The sequence below is a fragment of the Gemmatimonadota bacterium genome (assembly GCA_022560615.1).
In the GTDB taxonomy this organism is placed as follows: Bacteria; Gemmatimonadota; Gemmatimonadetes; order Longimicrobiales; family Gaopeijiaceae; genus UBA1138.
Genome location: JADFSR010000057.1, coordinates 1 through 18,016 on the forward strand (window position 1 = coordinate 1; position 18,016 = coordinate 18,016).

Sequence of the window (18,016 nt, forward strand, 5' to 3'; positions counted from 1 at the left end):
ACTTCGATGCGGATCCTCAGCCCGTCCAACCCCTGCCAGTTGAGCGTGAACGAGCGTTGGGACACGCCGCCGATGCGGCCCAGTGGCTGGCGGCCCCGCGTGGTGACCGCCAGCAACGTCATGTCGCTGAAGTTCTGGTTGTCGACGAATATCTGGATCGCCGTCGGCGCGCCCCGACCCCTCGAAAACGGATTCGCACCGGCGCGACCTCCGCCACACGCGGAGACCGTGACGACGAGGGCCAGCAAAACGGTAACCGCGCCACGGCTCATGTGATCAGCCGCTCGGCATCGATCGGCTCGAGCCCGAGCTCGCGCAGCAACTCATTGAGACGGGCCAGCTCCTGCTGGATGATCAACGTCATCTGCTCCAACTCTTGCTCGAGAGCGCTCGAGAGCACTTCGAACACTTCGTAGGACTGATCGGTTGGCCGGCTCTCCGGGCCCTCTACGAGGTTTTGCAGGGCAGCGATCTTGTTGTTCAGCTTGATCGGGTAGTTGAGCGGGTCCTGGTTGGAGCGGTTCCGAACTTGATAGATCTCGCCTTCCACACCGCCCAAGCGCTCGTTCACGGTGGCACCCAGCGAAGCCAGCTCGGAGTTGTCGTTCTCTTCCAAGCGCTCGTCGACCTGACTCTTGATGGAGCGGATGCGCAGGACGGCCTCGTGCGCTTCCGTGACCCGATCCCGGATCCGGACCGCGAAGTCGAAGCGCTCCCGCAGATCCGCCACCGTGACGCCTTGGGCGAGCGCGCGCGGATTCATCCTGATCTCGAAGTCCCGTGTCTCGGTCTCTCCATCCACGGTGAGCCGCACCTGATAGCGACCCGGCACCACCGCCGGACCCTGGTTGCCTGCAGCCCAGAAAATCCGGCCCTCGAAATCGGTCCAGCCCTCGAGACGCATGTTCCACCGGAAGCGGTTCGACCCCTCCGTCTTCGAGGGCCGCGCACTACCACCACCGAATCCACCGAAGCCTCCACCGCCTGTAGACTCGTCATCGTCATCCGCGGCGGCGGAGTCGGCCGACAAGGACGAGATCAGGACGTTCCCGTTCGCGTCCGCGAACTCGATCAGGACCTCCTCCGCATCCGACGGCAGGTAGTAATAGATGTCCGCCGTGTTGTCGAAGCGGCGGACCGGGTCACGCGGATCGAAGAGCCAGAAGTCCGACGTCACCACCTCCGGGTTCATCTGGCGCAAGACGTCGATGTTGCGCATCACCCAAAACGCGCGTCCGTGCGTGGCGATCACCAGGTCGTGGTCCTCGACCACCAGGTCGGAGACCTGTACGACCGGCAAATTCATCGTCAGCGGCTGCCAGTTCGCACCGTCGTTCCACGAGATGTAGACCGTGCGCTCCGAGGCCGCGTACAGCAGGCCCGGCCGCTCCGGATCTTCACGTACCGCACGGATGAAATCGTCCGCGGGGATGCCGTTCACGATCTTGGTCCAGCTCTGACCGTAGTCCTCGGTCTTCCAGACGTAGGGGCTGCGGTCGTTGTCCACGAGGTAGCGGATGCCTGCGACGTACGCCTTGCCCGGCGTGGTCGGTGACGCCTCGATGGTGTTGATGCGCACGAAGTCGGGTGCGTCGGCCGGCGTGACGTTGACCCAAGAGGGCGACGCCGCCCGCGCGTCACGGGTCACGTGCACGTAGCCGTCGTCCGAACCCGCCCAGATCACGTTGGGGTCGTGGGGGGACGGCGCGATGGCAAAGACGGTCGCGTATGTTTCCACGCCCGTCTGGTCCCTCGTGATCGGTCCGCCGGACGGTCCGACCGTGAGGGGATCGTTCCGCGTGAGATCGGGGCTGATCTGCTCCCAGCTTTGACCCTCGGTGAGCGTCCGCCAGACCCTGTGAGTGGCCGTGTAGAGGATGCCCGAGTCGTGCTTGTCGAAAACGATCGGATAGGTCCACTGCACACGTTCGCGGATATCCTCCGCTGACTCGCCCATCGGATTCTCCGGCCACACGCTGATCGACCGAGAGAAACCCGTGCCGTGGTCATAGCGCGAGAGTGAGCCGCCGTAGCATCCTGCGTAGAACACGTCGACATCCTCCGGATGCGGAGCGATATACCCGCTCTCGCAGCCGCCAACCGAATAGAAATAGCCGCCGCCCCCAAAGCCTCCGGCGGCCGACAGGTGATTCCAGCCACTCGATGGCGTGCAAGCGGTGGAGTTGTCCTGCTGCGCGCCACAGATGTGATACGGCTCGTGGTTCGTCGTGATCACGCGGTAGAACTGCGCTGTCGGGTACTCCTGATCCGTCCAACTCTGTCCGCCGTTGACGGAGACGTTCGCGCCGCCGTCGTTCGAGTTGATCATGCGATCAGGGTCCGAGGCGGAGATCCAGAGGTCGTGGTTGTCGCCGTGCGGCACGCTGATCCCGTCCGGGAACGTCTCTCCACCGTCGGTCGACTTGTAGAGCCCGGTATTGAGGGCGTAGACCACGTCCTCGTCCTGAGGGTCCGCGTAGATGCGTGTGTAGTAGAACGCGCGCTGACGGAGCTTGCGCTCTTCGTTCACTCGCTGCCAGCTCTCACCGGCATCGTCGGAGCGGAATACGCCGCCGCCCGGCTCGTGCTCGACGAGCACCCAGACCCGGTCGGAGTTCGCACCCGATACCGCGACACCCATCTTCCCGATCGGTCCAGCCGGTTCGAGGCCGAGCCTCGACGTAATGTCGCTCCACGTATCGCCGCCGTCGCTCGACTTCCAGAGACCCGAATCGTCTCCACCCGAGCTCATGCCCCAGCTCTTCCTCCACGCCTCCCAGATCGTCGCATACAGGACGTCCGGGTTGTTCGGGTCGAGCACGAGGTCGGTCGCACCTGCCTTCGCACTCTTGAAGAGCGACAGCTCCCAGCTCTCACCCCCGTCGACGGTCTTGAAGACACCGCGCTCGGGGTTGGAAGCCGAGTGCACGCCGAAGGCTGCCACCCAGGCGACGTCGCAGTCCTCTGGGTGGATGCGGATCCGACTGATGTTCTGGGTCTCGCGCAGACCGATGTGCTGCCACGTACTCCCGCCGTCGGTCGATTTGTACGCACCGTCGCCCTGAATGATGTTGCCGCGGATCTGCGTCTCGCCGGTGCCGATGTACACGACGTCGGGATCCGCTTCGCACACGGCCACCGCTCCGACCGACGAGCTCGTGATCTTCCCGTCGGTCATCACACTCCAATTGCTGCCGCCATCCGTCGTCTTCCACAGCCCCCCACCGGTCGCGCCGAAGTAGTACTCGAGGGGGCGAGCGTCGCTGCCCGCGACCGCGGTAGAGCGACCGCCGCGGTTGGGGCCGACGTTTTGCCAGCTCAGAGCGTCGTAGATGTCTTCGTCGTACTCCTGCGCTAGAGCGGGAGTGAAGGTGAGCGGCAGCACGACCGTCAGTGCCAGCGCAGTCTGCGCGTGGCTTCGAAGGGTTGTCCACATCGGGGTAAGTGCCTCTGAGGCGTAAGGGGTTGCGTGTCTTTACACGAATCTAGCCACGGACCGCTAGTCTGCTACCCGCGCGACGCACTCGATCTCGACGTCACAGAACTTGGGGAGCGCCGCCGCCTGCACCGTGGCGCGAGCCGGCCGATGGTCTCCGAAGTGCCGCGCGTAGACCTCGTTCATCTCCGCGAACGTGTTCATGTCGGAGAGAAACACCGTGGTCTTCACCACGCTCTGGAGCGACGAGCCCGCGGCCTCGAGCACGCGCGCGAGGTTCTTGAGGCACAGGTCGGTCTGCGTGGCAACGTCACCACCGCTGAGTTCGCCGGACGCCGCATCCAGCGGAATCTGACCCGAACAGAAAACCCATCCGTCGGTGACGATCGCCTGGGAGTACGGACCGATCGCGGCCGGGGCGTGGTCGGTGTGGACGCGCTTGAGCTCGCTCATCTCGGGTGCTCCGTAGTGTGTTTGTGTCGGCGTGGCTCTATTCGGGGCCGTGGTGCGCGACGTGCGCGCGCAGCTCATCAGGCGAAACGGTCGCCACGCCGGCCTTGCCGACTTCGATAGCGGCGGCGTGGTTGGCGAGCATCGCGGCTTCCGTGGCGGTGCCACCGGCCGCGAGTACGACCGCAACGACGCCCGTGACGGTGTCCCCCGCACCCGACACGTCGTACACGCCGCGCGCTGCTGTCGGGATCCTCACCGACGTGCCCTCCGCGGTCTGCAACGCCATGCCGTGCTCGCCGAGGGTGAGCAGCAGGTTCTGGCACCCGAGTCTCTCGCGCGTGGCCTCCATCCAATCCGCGTCGTCCGCGTGAATGAAGTCCCCGAGTGCGTCGCCGAGCTCCTTGGCGTTGGGCTTGAAGACGGTCACGCCCCCGTAGGACGAGAAATTGCGTTGCTTGGGATCGACCACCGTGGGCAATCCTAGTCGCACGCCGGCCTCGATGACCGACGAGATGACCGACGGCGTGAGGACTCCCTTGTTGTAGTCTTGCATGACCAGCACATCGCTGTCGACGGCGAGCTGCTCGACCTTGTCGCAAAGCGATCGCGCGAGGCCGACGCTCACGTCGCCGTCGTCCTCCACGTCGAAGCGCACGATCTGCTGGCGGAGCGCCAGGACCCGCGTCTTCTCGGTGGTTGGTCGCTCATCGGTCCTGACGAGGCCGTCGGTCCCGAGCCCGAGTCGGGAGAGCTCGGCCTCGAGTAGCTCACCAGCCGAATCAACTCCGACACAAGCCACAACGCGGCACGTGGCGCCCAGGGCAGCGACGTTGGCTGCTACATTGCCAGCCCCCCCGACCGTGGCGCTGGTCTCGGCCACCCGCACGACAGGCACCGGGGCTTCGGGTGATACACGATCTACGGGACCGGAGATGTACCGGTCGAGCATCAGGTCGCCGACCACGAGCACGCGCGCGCCGGCCGCGGTGGCGAGGATCTCCTCGAGACGCCCTGGGCTCAGCCGATCCACGGGCCACGCCCCCTTCCCTCCAAGGCCAGCATCGAATGCGCGTCACTGTCTCTGGCGAGAAGCTCCTCCTGGAGGTTCACCGACACGCACACGTGGTTCGGAACGATCCGAACCCGCTCGCCGATCGCGGGCCGCCACGCCGTTCTGGACAGGTCGAGCACGCCGTGCTCCTCCGAGAGGGAGACAACCTCGACATCGGGGTGGTCGAACAGCACGCCGAAGCCACCTTCTCCTCCGGGGCCCTCCTTCGCGAGCGCCTTCGACCCCGAGTCGACGACCGCGTGTCCGGGCACGGCGGTGCTAACGACAGTCGCGAGCACCGTATACGCGAGGTCATCGTGTGAGGCAACACCCACTGCCAGTCCCTCCCGATCGAAAAAGATGCACGACCCCGAGCGGATCTCGGTCAGGCCAGGAAACTGGTGGCTGTGCCAAAGCGTGGGGGTTGAGCCTCCGCTGACGATACCGGGGCTGAAGCCGGCGCCCTCGAGCGCGGCGTAGGTGTCGGTGAGCTGCTCGCACACACGCGCCAGAGGTTCGCGCTGCTTGTCCTGCGGCATGCGGATGTGGCCCGGATAGAACATCAGGCCCCTGAACTCCACTCCCTTCAAGGAAGACGCGAGCGTCGCAAGGCGAACGACGTCGGCGGAGGTCTGGACGCCGACCCGTCCGAGACCCACGTCCTGCTCGACCAGGATGCCTATGACGCGGTCTCGGGCGGCAGCAGCGGCCGCTACGGACTCGAGCACATCGGCCGAGTCGAGCGCGACCTTGAGGTCGAGCGACGCCGGCAAGCACACGAGCCGCTCGAGCTTGGCGTCGCCGACCGGCGGGTATGCGAGCAGAAGATCACTCGTGAGCGTCGACATCACCTCCGCTTCTCGGAGCGTGGCGACCGTGAGCCCTCGCGCGCCCGCCTCCAGTTGCATGCGCGCAACCTCGAGCGACTTGTGGGTCTTGATATGCGGACGCCAAGCGAAGCCGTGCTGCGCAGCGTAGTCGGCGACGCGCTGTGCATTCGCCCGAACGCGCCCGAGATCGACGTACCCGATTGGAGTGTCGACTCCAGCCGGGTCGACGGGCTTCAACGTAGCGCGTCCTCCAGAGCCTGTTGGAAGTCCGAATCGGTCTCGTTCAGCGGCCCGTACTTCATCCAACGTAGGATCCCCTCCCGGTCGATCAGAAACGTCGCGGGAAGGCCCAACACCTGATAGCTGTCCATGCCGCGCATCTGTGGATCGAGGAGGATCGTATAAGTAACGCCGTACTCCTCCTTGAACATCTCGACCTGGTCCGCGGCGCTGCCAGTGTCCATGGAGGCGCCAACGATCTGGAACCCCTCTGCTTCGTGCTGTTCGTAGAGCTCCTGCAGGAACGGCGTCTCTTGGCGACACGGGGCACACCACGTGGCCCACATGTTCAAGAGCACGACCTGGCCCTTGAGCGACTCGAGCGAGACCATTTCTCCCTGTAGATCCACCGCCTCGTAGCTGGGCACCGGGAATCCCATCCTGGGCGGCGCCGGCGCGTCGGACCGCGCGCACGCCACGGTTGCGGCGGCCAGCACCATCGCGGTCATCGTTCTAATGTTCATTGGTCTTCCAAATGCAATCGTGTCACGCGTACCTGCGAGGGTTCGACAGATACGTCGGTCCACGCCATCACCAGTGAGCCGTCAGGGGCCTGGACCATCTGCGGGAAGCCACTCGCCCGAGACGACGATGACGCCGTCAGATTCACGCTTCCCGACATCGTCCCGTCCGCTCTTACGCGACGCAGGCGAACCTCCGCGTCTTCCCCTCCGGTCCGTTCGAGCCATGCGACGAGCGCGCTCCCGTCCCGCAACCCCACAACCGCGACGCGGCCCGCGGGGTTCCCACCATCGATCACGGTCGCCGCGCCGAAGGTGGCGCCGTCGTCGGCCGAGAACGCGACCTTCACACGGGGCTCGTCTCCCGCGCCGGTGAACCACGCCACGGCGAGGTTCTCGCCTGCCACCGCCACGGCCGGACCATTCACGGGGCAGCCCCAGATGAACCAACCATCGTCGTGGACCGCCGTACCCTCGGTCCAAGCGCCATCCACGTACCTCGTGATGTAGATGTCACGGACTTCGGGTTCTTCAGTCCGGTCCCGATAAACGACTACGGGACCCGACGGTGTGATCGTGGCATCCGTCTGGCAGCAGTCACAGACCCGGCCGTCCAGAAGCGTCTCGGGGCCCGGAGTGCCGTCCGCGGAGACCTCGCGGGATCGTAGCGTCATGGCGTGCGTCGCAGCATCTCCACCGGAACCGGCGACGGTCTGGCGCCCATCCAGCCAAGCGAACCCGACGCTCGCCTCCCACGAAAAGACACTGACGAATCCATGCTCCGTAGGCGTACCGTCCTCGTGCGGAGTCCAGGGTTCGGACCACGTGACGCCCTGGTCGGCGGAGCGGGCCACCCGCACACCGTAGTCGTATCCTCCGGCGTCTCCGCGCTGGAGCCAGTGCGCCCAGAGCGTGCCCTGGGGCCCCGGCGATACCGACGGAAAGTCGGCCCAGTTGACGAAGAACCGATCACCTCCCGCGATTACCGACGCATCATTCCAGCCGTCGTGTGCGAGCGTGGAGAAGCGGAGCTCGTGATATGATCCTTCCCCCCGTTGCAGCCAGCTCAGGTACACTGCGTCCTCAGACGCGGACAGGAACGGCTCTGCGCTGTCACCTCCGGCGGGCGACACCATGGCTTCGAACGACACTGACAACGTCGGTGGGCTGGCTTCTTGGCAGGCGGCCAGGACCGTCAGAAAGGCCACAACAGAAAGCAGTTTCATCACCGCTGCGTAGGTTTGGGCACGAGGTCGACGCACTGCCAGGACACGGAAGGCAGGGATCTTGCTTGCATCCCGATCCTGAAGTCGGGAGAATCTCAGTATGGTTCCCCCCAGCGGTACAATAACGAAACTCTTGAGGCGAGACTCGGTATGTGTGGTTTCGCCGACGCCGACCGTCGTAATGGATGGGTCGGGCGGTGGCAATTCAATTCAGGCGGTGATGAAGATGCAATCCTCGAAGCTCGCGTCAATCGGGCGCCGGACGATGCTGGGCGCGGCGCTCGCCGCGGCTGCGCTCGCGTCTGTTCCGCAGTCCGGATCAGCGCAGTACTTCGGACGCAATAAGGTCCAATTCGACGATTTCGATTTCAAGATCCTTCGAACCGATCACTTCGACTTCCACTTCTATCCGGAAGAGACTGAGGCGGTGCGCGACGCCGCCCGCATGGGCGAGCGCTGGTACGAGCGCTTCGCGCGCGCGTTCCAGCACGAGTTCGAGCAATCCAAGCCGGTAATTCTGTACGCGGACCATCCGGATTTCCAGCAGACGAACACGCTGTCCGGGTTCATCGGTGAAGGCACCGGTGGAGTGACGGAATCGCTCAAGAACCGGGTGATCATGCCGCTCGCGGGCTCGTACTGGGATACGGACCACGTGCTCGGTCATGAGCTCGTGCACGCGTTCCAGTACAACATCGCCCAGTCGAGACGTGGCGGCGGCATTCAGGGACTCATGACCCTGCCGCTCTGGCTCATCGAGGGCATGGCCGAGTACATGTCGGTCGGCCGCGACGACCCGCTGACCGCGATGTGGATTCGCGACGCCATCCGCAGGGACGAGCTGCCGACGATCCGGCAGATGACCCGCGAGCGAAAGTTCTTCCCGTACCGGTTCGGCCAGGCTCTGTGGGCCTACATCGGCGGGACCTACGGAGACGACGCCGTCATCCAGATCTTCCGGCGTTCGCTGCGCGTCGGGTTCGAGGGCGCGATCGAACAGGTATTGGGACTCTCGACGGACACGCTGTCGGTACGCTGGAAGGACAAGACCGCCGAGGAATACCTGCCGATCATGGAGGGGCGGAGCGCGCCGCAGGACCAGGGCACGCTGATTCTCGCACCGAGCACGGGCTCGGGTAGTACCAACATCTCCCCAGCGATCAGCCCAGACGGCCGCTACGTGGCCTTCATGTCCGAAAAGGACCTCTTCTCCGTCGATCTGTTCCTGGCGGAGGTGGCGACCGGCCGAATCATCCGAAAGCTCTCGAGCGCCAACTCCGATCCGCACATCGACGCTTTGCGCTACATCGACTCCTCTGGGACGTGGTCGCCGGACTCCGAGCGGTTCGCGTACGTAGTGACCGCGGACGGTGACAACCAGATCGTCATCGTCGGCACCGCCAATGGGCGGATCCAGAGGAGGATCGCTTTCGAGGAGATCGGCGCGGTCACCAATCCCGCATGGTCGCCGGACGGCCGGTATCTGGCCTTCTCCGGCTCGGTGGGCGGGATCACCGACCTCTTTCTCTACGACCTCGACTCCGACGAGACGATCCAGCTCACGAATGACAAGTACGCCGACCTGCAGCCCGCGTGGGCACCGGACGGTCGGACGATCGCGTTCACGAGTGACCGCGGTCCAGAGACGAACTTCGAGCGGCTCACCTACAGCGCGTTCCAGCTCGCCACGATCGATATCGCGACCAACCAGGTTCGCGTCATCCCGGTCTTCGGCAACGTGAAGCACATCAACCCGCAGTACGGCGCGGACAACGACAAGCTGTACTTCCTGTCCGACCAGGATGGGGTGACGGACGTGTACGAGCTCAGTTTCCAGAGCGGAGACGTGCGTAGGATCACGAACCTGGCGACCGCGGTCAGCGGGCACACGTATCTGTCGCCCGCGATGACTGTGGCCGACGACGGAACGGTAGCGTACACGGTCTTCGACGAGCTGGAGTTCCACATCTATACAAAGCAGATCGCCGACGACGCCCCGTTGGTCGAGATCGTCGACAACGCACGGGATCAGCCGGGCCGCAAGCTCCCGCCGGCCAATCCGGACCGCTTCAGCCGGATCGCGACCTACCTCGCGGACTCGGAGACGGGGCTGCTGCCCTCCAACACGTGGACGGACGCGGATACTGAGGAGTACAAATCCGAGCTGTCATTGGACTTCGTGGGACAGCCCTCCATCGGCGTCGGCACCGGCAACTTCGGCAGCTACATCGGTGGCGGCGCTTCGGCGTACTTCAGCGACATGCTGGGGAACCATGTGCTCGGTGTCTCGGCGCAGGCCCAGGGCACCTTCAAGGACATCGGAGGACAAGCGTTCTACACCGACCTGTCCAACCGGTGGAACTGGGGCGTGGGCGCGGGTCATATTCCGTATTTATTCGGCTTTTACGACTTCGGAGAGGACGAACGAGGCTTCTACTCGGGGCTGGTCCGCTACCGGATCATCCAGTCTTCGCTGAACGGCCAGGTCGCCTACCCGTTTTCGTCGACGCAGCGGTTCGAAATGTCGGTGGGACTGACGCGGATCGGCTACGACATCGAAGTGGACAAGTTCTACACGGACGGGTTCGGGCGAATCTTCGACTTCAAGCGTGAGGGTCAGGACGAGCTATGCCGGTTCCCCGGTGATCGCTTGTGCTCACCGGAAGCGATCAACATGGCGACGGCATCCGTGGCGCTCGTGGGTGACAACGCCTTTTTTGGGTTCGTATCCCCGGTCCGCGGCGGCCGATATCGGTTCTCAGTGGAACAGACGGAAGGCACGCTAGGGTTCACGACTGTCGTCGGGGACTGGCGCCGGTACTTCTCGCCAACGAGGAATCTCACGGTCGGCGTTCGCGCTCTACACTACGGTCGGTACGGTCTCACACTCGAAGAGAACTCCACGTCGGTAGGGACGATTAGTCAGTTCAGCCAGCAGAATCTCCGGATCCAGCCTCTGTTCCTCGGTTACGAGACGTTCATCCGTGGCTACGCCTTCGAGAGCTTCGGGGCGGGGGAGTGCGTTCCCACGGAAGATGACTCGTGCCCAAGCTTCAATCGTCTGTTCGGACAGCGTCTGGCCGTCGGTAGTCTCGAGCTCCGGGTTCCGTTCATCGGGGTCGAGCAGTACGGAATCATCAACTTCCCGTTCCTGCCGACCGAGCTCGTGCTCTTCGCCGACGGTGGCTTGGCCTGGGATCCGGACAATCCACCAACGCTCGAGTGGAGTCGCTCTTCGAGCGAGCGTGTCCCGGTCTTCTCGACCGGTATCTCCGCCAGGTTCAACGTGCTCGGTTTCATGATTCTCGAGGCGTACTACGCGTATCCCTGGCAGAGGCCGGAGAAGGGATGGCACTGGGGGTTCAACCTCGCCCCGGGCTGGTAGCGCTACGGGAGGCATCAGGGTTTAGACGCGAGGGCTCCGGGCCCTGGCGAGAGGTCTGGCAGTCGCGAGGAGTGTCGGAAAGGCGACGAGTTCTCCGTCTCAGAGGTGACCGACGGACCGCTCATGACAGCCAGGAGCTCGCCAGCCGCTAGAAGATCGAAATATTGATGTACTTCCTCGGGTTGTCCCGGAAGTCCTGAAGGAGGCTCAAGAACTGTTCGCTCGCGTTCGTGAGGCTCACGTATAGGGCGCCGTCGTTCACCAACATGGCCAGCGTTCCCTCACCACTGTCGATCTTGTCGAGCAGGGAGCGGAGCGTCCTGATCGTCCCGTCGAGCGTGGCGCTCGTCCCGTTGAGGGTCATCATGACGGAGTCGGCGCGGGCGATCGCGCTCGCGAGGTCGGGCCCCGCCTCAGCCGCTCCCTGGATGCCTTCCGCGGACGCCTGAAGCGTCTCGATGAGCGTGCTCATCGCGGAACGCTGTTCGCGCACGACGCTGGACACCTCGATCAAGAGCGCCTCGAACTCGCGGGCCCCCCCCTGCACCGAAGCCATCGTCTCGTCGTTGAGAAACGACTCGAGTTGGGTCATCACGGTGCTGGCCTGACCGCTCAGATCGTCCATCGATCCTAGGATTCCCCCTGCTCTTCCACCCACTCCCGGTAGCGTGTCACCTTCGACGTAGTAGACCGTCTGGGAAGTCGGAACAATCTCGAGGGTGCGCCCGCCGAACATCCCGGATGCACCGAGGCGCGTGGTAGAGCCCCGCGGGACCTCCCACTGGGCCTCGATCTCGAGTGAAATCGTGACCAGGCCGTCGCTCCGCATCTCGAAGCGTTGGATGCGGCCAATGATCACACCGCGCATATGGACTGGGTCGCCGCGGCGGACGCCACCCGCGTCGTCGACCACGGTGTGAAGTATGTGGCGGCCCCGAAGCGTTGCGGGAGACGTCAGCATGAACAGCACCGCGCCGAACGAGAGCAAGCCGAAGATCACGAAGATGCCCAGCCGGGCCTCGCGACCCCGCGTGACCGGGGGTACATAGTCGGCGAGCTCTTTATCGGACGGCGTCCGCCGTCCCGAAGCTTGAGGCACGTCAGTCATAAGACTCCAAGACCAGGTCGAGCGCGGCCTCGGCGGCCTCGCGGTCCACGAACGCCTGGACCACCGGGTCTTGGCAAGCCCGGAACTCGTCCGGCGTTCCACAGAAACGAATAGTGCCGCTGTCGAGCATGGCAACCCGGTCACAGATCATTAGTCCACCTTCGATGTCGTGAGTCACGAGGAGGGATGTCACTTCGAGTTCCCTCGACAGCCGCTGGATGAGACGCTCGACCGCCGCTGTGTTGATGGGGTCCAACCCTGTCGTTGGTTCGTCCCACAGTAGAACCTCCGGGCGCCCGATGATCGCCCGGGCGATGCCGACTCGCTTCTTCATGCCGCCGGAGAGCTCCGACGGAATCTTTGAGAGGATCTCCCGCGGCTCCAGATTCACGAGCTCGAGCGCCTCCCAAACCTTTGCCGCCATCTCCTTGCGCGGCAAGCGCGCTAGTACGTCCTCCGGAAGTCCCATTCCGACGTTGTCGAAGACGTTCAGCGAGTCAAAGAGGGCCGAATGCTGAAAGACGTAGCCGACTTTCTTCCGAATGACCTCTACGGCCCCGCGCCCCCCCCGGTACACCGATACTCCGTCGACCTCGACGTCCCCGATGTCGGGGATGACGAGGCCGATGGTCGTCTTGAGCAGCACGCTCTTGCCGGTACCCGAGGGTCCGAACAACGCAAACATCTCTCCGGTCTCGACGCGCATGTCGACGCCCGTAAGCACCGGCAGGTCGAACCCCTTATGGATGTTTCGATACTCGATCACGTCGCGCGCCTCTTCAATTCAGCACTCAGTTCAGCATGAACGGCGGGAACATCGCGTCGAGAATCAGAATCGTGAGCGTCATGAACATCACGGCCTGGGTGGTCGTGATGCCGACGCCTTCCGCGCCACCCTTGGTTTTCAGACCCATGTGAACCGAGATGAGGGGGATCGAGAGCCCGAAAACCACCGCCTTCGTCAACGAGTAGAGGAGGTCCCAGTCGTGCCAGAAGAGGCGCGCCCCGTAGAAGAACGACTCCGCGCCGAGCCCGACGGTCAGATAGGCCGCCCCGGCGCCCGCGAGGATCCCGATCAAGTCCGCGATTCCGACGAGCAAGGGCAATACGAGAACTCCGGCTATGACCCGCGGCGCGGCGAGAATCGCGACCGGATCGCGGCCCAACGATTTGAACGCGTCGATCTGCTCGGAGACGACCATGGTGCCGAGTTCGGCCGTGATGCGAGCGCCGATTCGGCCCACCAGCACGAGAGCGGTCAGCACAGGACCCATCTCGAGCACGATCGTTTCCACGACCAAGCTGCCCAATACGTAGCTCGGCATGGCGCTGGTCATCTGATACCCGCCCTGCTGACTCGTCACGATCCCGGCGAGCGATCCCGTGACGATCACGATGGGGAGAGACTGGATCCCCATGATGTACATCTGATTGAGGATCGAGCGGATGGAGACCTTCAGCCGCACCATGACCAGCACGAGCTCCCAGGAGAGCACACCCAACCCGCCCGCATGCTCGAGTGTGAGGCGCGTCGTACGCCCTACGCCTGCGAACCACCTGACGATCGGGTCGGGGAGTGGAAGAGCCCCGGGAGATTGGTGGGTCACCGTCGATGGTGCTCCGGCGTGAACGAGCCCGTCGAGACGACGGTCGGTGGCAGGGAAAGTGGGCCGAACCTTCGATGAAAGCAGTACGCTAATCAAGCGGGTTCAGTTCCGTTCTGGCCCGATTCCTGCAGTTTTCCGTGACAAGCTCGCGTGGAGCGACGCTCGACCCGCTTTCGGTCGCTATCTTCCCCGCGGCCGGTTTTATGGCCACACTGGCTACCGACACGACAGCTCATGGAGCGCGGGCCCGATGAAGGCATTCGCACAAAAGACCCTTCTCATACTCGCCGGAGCCCTTCTCGGCCTTCCGACCGCGGGCGACGCTCAAGAGGTGGACTACCAGGAGGAGATGGCCGCGCTGGCCGCGAGTCCCGCGGTGGTCCGCGCCCTGCAGCTCGTGGACGAGCGAGACGCGCGCGCGATGGCGGATCTGATCGCGCTCACCGAGATTCCGGCGCCGCCCTTCATGGAAGAGGTCCGGGGCGCCCGCTTCATGGAGATGTTGCTCGACCTGGGGGTCGACTCGGCCTGGACCGACGTGGAGGGCAACGTGATCGGTCTGCGACGTGGCACGGGATCGGAGGAGGTCGTCGCGGTAACGGGTCACCTCGACACGGTATTCCCGGAGGGTACGGACGTCACCGTACGCCAGCGAGGCGATACGCTGTTCGCTCCGGGCATCGCCGACGATACGCGCGGCCTCGTCGCCGTGCTCGCGCTCCTGCGCGTGCTCAACGAGGCAGACATCCAGACGAGCGCAAACCTGCTCTTCATCGCAACGGTCGGGGAGGAAGGCCTCGGCGATCTGCGCGGCATGAAGTATCTGTTCCGCGACGGCGGCCCGCGTATCGATGCGTTCATCTCGATCGACGGCGCGGGGCACGAGAGCATCACGCACATGGGGCTCGGCTCCCACCGATACCGCGTCACGATTCGTGGACCGGGCGGACACTCCTGGAGCGATTTCGGGGCCCCGAATCCGGCCCACGCGCTCGGACGTGCGATCGACTACTTCGACCTGGCGGCCGACGCGATCACGAGGTCTGGTCCCGTTACGAGCTACAACGTCGGGCGTCTTGGCGGCGGCACCTCCGTGAACTCCATTCCGTTCGAGGCGTGGATGGAGGTGGACATGAGGTCGGAAAGCCCCGAGAGCCTGACGAGAATCGACGAGGTCTTCCAGCGGGCGATGAACCGGGCGGTCGACGAAGCGAACACACAGCGCCGGGATGGCGACGAGCTCACGCTCGACCTCGAGTTGATCGGGGACCGACCCTCTGGTGAGATCCCCAAGTCCGATCCGTTCGTCCAGCGAGCGATCGCCGCGAGCCTCGTGCTGGGTATCGAACCAAGTCTCAACCGTAGCTCGACCGACGCGAACATCCCGATTTCGCTCGGCATCCCAGCGATCACGATCGGGGGGGGTGGTGTCGCGAGCGCGGTACACGCGCCGGGAGAGTGGTTCATCAACCGGGACGGCCCCCTCGGCATCAAACGCGCGCTGCTCATCGTGCTCGCCCAGGCCGGCACCGCGATCGCGAGTTGACCACGTCCGCTGGACGTCTGCATGGTCGGGTCGCGATCGTCACCGGCGCGTCCGCCGGCATCGGTGCAGCCATCGCCGAGACGCTCGCTCAGGAGGGCGCCAAGGTCGTACTCGCGGCTCGCCGCTTGGAACGCATCGAAGCCATCGCCAAGGCGCTGGAGGACTCCGGGTGCGAAGCGCTCGCCGTGCGGACCGACGTTACGAGCCTGGAGGACATGAGGGCGCTGGCGGAAGCCACGAAGAGCCGGTTCGACGGCATCGACATCCTCGTGAACAACGCCGGTGTGATGCCGGTATCGCCTTTCGCGGAGGGCCGGGTCGACGATTGGAAGCTGATGGTCGATGTGAACCTGAACGGCGTCTTGCACGGCATCGCGGCGGTCCTGCCCACGATGATCGAGCAGCGGTCGGGGCACCTCGTCAACATCGGCTCGGTGGCCGGCCGGAGACCGTTCCCGGGCGGCTCGGTCTACTCGGCGACCAAGTTCGCGGTCCGCGGGTTGTCGTGGGGCCTGCACCTGGAGCTCGGCTCGAAGTACGGCATCCGGATTACGGACATCCAGCCAGGCTTCGTCTCCACGGAGTTGTTCGACACGGTGCCCGACGGGCCCTTTCGCGAGGACTGGGAGAAGGCGTGGGAGGGCAAGCGTACGCTCCAGCCGGAGGACGTGGCCGAGAGCGTCCTCTTCGCCTTGAGCGCCCCGGAACACGTGTCGGTGAGCGAGGTGCTCGTTCGTCCGGTCGATCAAGCGACCTGACGCTAGGTGCCCGGGCGCTGTGGAGCCCGGGCGCTGTGGAGCCCGGTCGCTGCGGATTCGGGTAGGCTCTCCGGAGTCGCTCGCCTACATGGTATCGCTGGCTTCGGGGCTCGCTTAACGACGCGGCGTGTCGGGGCGCGACCGGTCATCTGGCGTCGGGGGCCATGCCGCGTCGATACTCCTCCGAGCCTACCCGAATCCGCAGCGCCCTCCGAACCCGCTTTTCGGGGACCCGGAGGGGGGCACGGCCGTGCCCGGACACCCTTTCCGTGGCCTCCGTCCCCCTGAAGCGGGGGCCTGCAGAATCAGAGACCTTGGAGGAATCCCCTAGCGGCGGACGGCGTCTGATAGCACCGCGCTCCCGCACGGGCGCCTATCGCTCGTCAGGCCACTCTATTCACAGGCCGCTGAGATCACGCGCTCCCTGCTTGAACGATTCGGGACGCTGGCCCATCCGGGGCGGGTTACCAGGTGTGAGGCCGTGCAACCCAATCGATTATGGCCGGCCGGCCCCGTATCGAACGTCAGCACAGGCGCGGCGTCCCCGGACCCAGTTGCGCTCGAGCCGCCATATCTCCCATCCTGAAGTGAAGCGCAGGACGCAATCCAATCATACGTTGGGCTGCAACCGGCTGACTGCCAGGCGGTCCGGCGAGAACACTTGATCGTCTCGTTGGTATCGCCTATGATACCACATGATCAGAGGGGTCCTGGACACGAATGTCCTCGTGGCGGCCGCACGTTCACGGCTCGGGGCCTCGTTCCAAATTGTCCGAATGCTGGAGCCCGACGGACCGTTTCAGATTGCGCTCTCGGTGCCGCTGGCTCTCGAATACGAGATGGCGCTGAAGCGTCAGACCGACCTGAGTGAGGAGGACGCGGATGTCATTGTCGACTATCTCTGCCAGGTCGCGGACCTCCGACGGATCCACTTCTTGTGGCGTCCGTTCTTAAGGGATCCGGCCGACGAAATGGTTCTCGAGGTTGCAGTGGAGGCGGAGGCAGATGTCATCGTGACGCACAACATCCGAGACTTCAGAGATGTCGAAGAGCAGTTCGATATCCGCGTGATCCGTCCAGGCGCGTTCCTGGAGTTGTTGGAGGGAAAAGACAGATGAGCACAATGAGCTTGAGGTTGCCGGAGTCCCTACATAAGCGGGCTCGCGAGATCGCGAAGAAAGAGGGCGTCTCCATCAACCAGCTTGTTGCCACGGCTCTTGCCGAGAAGCTGTCCGCCCTGGACGCGATCGAGTACCTCGAGGCTCGCGCGGCTCGCGGGTCGCGGGCGTCCTTCCTAGACGTGTTGTCCCGCGTTCCTGGTGTGGACCCCCAACCCGGGGACGAACTGCCTCATCGCACCGAGAAGTAGCGAGGCGGTTGCAGCCCAACAAGCGATTGCTGCAGTCGCGAGTGAGCGTGAGGGTCGCGCGCTTCGCTTGCGGTCACCATTCTTGTCGCGCAGCATCTATAAGGCGAAAGATGTCAATAGGGCGAAGCCCCCCCACCCCGTCCGCAGCGCGGACGGGAAGGCTCGGTCGTTTGGGCTGAAGCTCAAGGTCCTGCGTCATTGTTATTCGGTTAAGCCGTCATTCGGTACACACGTCGCGTCCGATCCTGGGCGAGCCTCCCTGAGGGGCTCAGGCATCTATTCGGGTTTAGGTCCCGGACGCTGGGACGTCCCATGATCTGCTATGCGAGTGGGGCGCTCAATCAGAATACAGGGTCGTCGAAGCGACATGCTGCGCTCGGAGCTCACCCCTCTCGTGGTACGTTCCTTCATGGTTCGGTACATCAGTTCTCTGGTGTCACGGGTTCACCGTTCCAGGCCTCACCTGTCCGTAGCATGGCGTGCACCGCGCGAGCGAGTCGGCGAGCG

At 64.4% G+C, this 18,016-nt stretch carries 15 protein-coding genes; 5 read left to right on the top strand and 10 right to left on the bottom strand.

The annotated features are described in order from the left end of the window. The 7 genes from IIB36_18755 to IIB36_18785 form a co-directional block, all read right to left on the bottom strand. A partial coding sequence (locus tag IIB36_18755; protein MCH7533782.1) for a hypothetical protein occupies window positions 1–272 on the bottom strand: 272 nt, incomplete at its 3' end. Further along, window positions 269–3,436, bottom strand: coding sequence for a glycosyl hydrolase (locus IIB36_18760; GenBank protein ID MCH7533783.1), 3,168 nt, complete (start codon window positions 3,434–3,436; stop codon window positions 269–271). The genes IIB36_18760 and IIB36_18755, both read right to left, overlap by 4 nt. Before the next feature lie 63 nt (window positions 3,437–3,499). Continuing rightward, window positions 3,500–3,889 (bottom strand): RidA family protein, encoded by a 390-nt coding sequence (locus IIB36_18765; GenBank protein ID MCH7533784.1) that lies wholly within the window; start codon window positions 3,887–3,889, stop codon window positions 3,500–3,502. 37 nt (window positions 3,890–3,926) lie between these two features. Beyond that, window positions 3,927–4,919, bottom strand: coding sequence for a D-glycero-beta-D-manno-heptose-7-phosphate kinase (locus tag IIB36_18770; GenBank protein ID MCH7533785.1), 993 nt, complete (start codon window positions 4,917–4,919; stop codon window positions 3,927–3,929). Further along, complete coding sequence (locus IIB36_18775; GenBank protein MCH7533786.1) at window positions 4,907–6,007, bottom strand: alanine racemase; 1,101 nt, start codon at window positions 6,005–6,007, stop codon at window positions 4,907–4,909. Before IIB36_18775 ends, IIB36_18770 begins: the two co-directional genes overlap by 13 nt. Beyond that, a complete protein-coding gene (locus tag IIB36_18780) occupies window positions 6,004–6,513 on the bottom strand; it encodes a TlpA family protein disulfide reductase (GenBank protein ID MCH7533787.1) in 510 nt (169 codons plus the stop codon). Before IIB36_18780 ends, IIB36_18775 begins: the two co-directional genes overlap by 4 nt. Then, window positions 6,510–7,736, bottom strand: a complete 1,227-nt coding sequence (locus IIB36_18785; protein ID MCH7533788.1) for an exo-alpha-sialidase — start codon at window positions 7,734–7,736, stop codon at window positions 6,510–6,512. Before IIB36_18785 ends, IIB36_18780 begins: the two co-directional genes overlap by 4 nt. A gap of 220 nt (window positions 7,737–7,956) precedes the next feature. Here IIB36_18785 and IIB36_18790 point away from each other — a divergent pair, with 220 nt between their 5' ends. After that, on the top strand, window positions 7,957–11,121 hold the full coding sequence (locus tag IIB36_18790) for a PD40 domain-containing protein (protein MCH7533789.1): 3,165 nt from the start codon (window positions 7,957–7,959) through the stop codon (window positions 11,119–11,121). 148 nt (window positions 11,122–11,269) lie between these two features. Here the strand turns inward: IIB36_18790 and IIB36_18795 are convergent, their stop codons facing one another. From IIB36_18795 to IIB36_18805, 3 genes are read right to left on the bottom strand one after another with little or no spacing between them, the layout of a single operon-like run. Continuing rightward, the gene (locus tag IIB36_18795) at window positions 11,270–12,229 is read right to left on the bottom strand and encodes an MCE family protein (protein ID MCH7533790.1); all 960 of its coding nucleotides are present in this window, start codon (window positions 12,227–12,229) and stop codon (window positions 11,270–11,272) included. Further along, window positions 12,222–12,995 carry an ATP-binding cassette domain-containing protein gene (locus IIB36_18800; protein ID MCH7533791.1) on the bottom strand — a complete coding sequence of 258 codons (774 nt, stop codon included), beginning with the start codon at window positions 12,993–12,995 and terminating at the stop codon, window positions 12,222–12,224. The genes IIB36_18795 and IIB36_18800 overlap by 8 nt, the downstream gene beginning before the upstream one ends. A 25-nt stretch (window positions 12,996–13,020) precedes the next feature. Further along, window positions 13,021–13,836, bottom strand: coding sequence for an ABC transporter permease (locus tag IIB36_18805; protein MCH7533792.1), 816 nt, complete (start codon window positions 13,834–13,836; stop codon window positions 13,021–13,023). A 250-nt stretch (window positions 13,837–14,086) separates the two neighbouring features. On the opposite strand from IIB36_18805, the gene IIB36_18810 reads away from it, so the two are divergent. The 4 genes from IIB36_18810 (at window position 14,087) to IIB36_18825 (ending at window position 17,509) form a co-directional block, all read left to right on the top strand. Then, window positions 14,087–15,382: a M20/M25/M40 family metallo-hydrolase gene (locus tag IIB36_18810; GenBank protein ID MCH7533793.1), complete on the top strand. Its 1,296-nt coding sequence runs from the start codon at window positions 14,087–14,089 to the stop codon at window positions 15,380–15,382. Window positions 15,383–15,399: 17 nt separating this feature from the next. Beyond that, a complete protein-coding gene (locus IIB36_18815; protein ID MCH7533794.1) occupies window positions 15,400–16,140 on the top strand; it encodes an SDR family oxidoreductase in 741 nt (246 codons plus the stop codon). A 695-nt stretch (window positions 16,141–16,835) separates the two neighbouring features. Further along, a complete protein-coding gene (locus tag IIB36_18820) occupies window positions 16,836–17,258 on the top strand; it encodes a PIN domain-containing protein (GenBank protein MCH7533795.1) in 423 nt (140 codons plus the stop codon). Then, complete coding sequence (locus tag IIB36_18825) at window positions 17,255–17,509, top strand: toxin-antitoxin system HicB family antitoxin (protein MCH7533796.1); 255 nt, start codon at window positions 17,255–17,257, stop codon at window positions 17,507–17,509. The genes IIB36_18820 and IIB36_18825 overlap by 4 nt, the downstream gene beginning before the upstream one ends. Window positions 17,510–18,016: the final 507 nt, after the last annotated feature.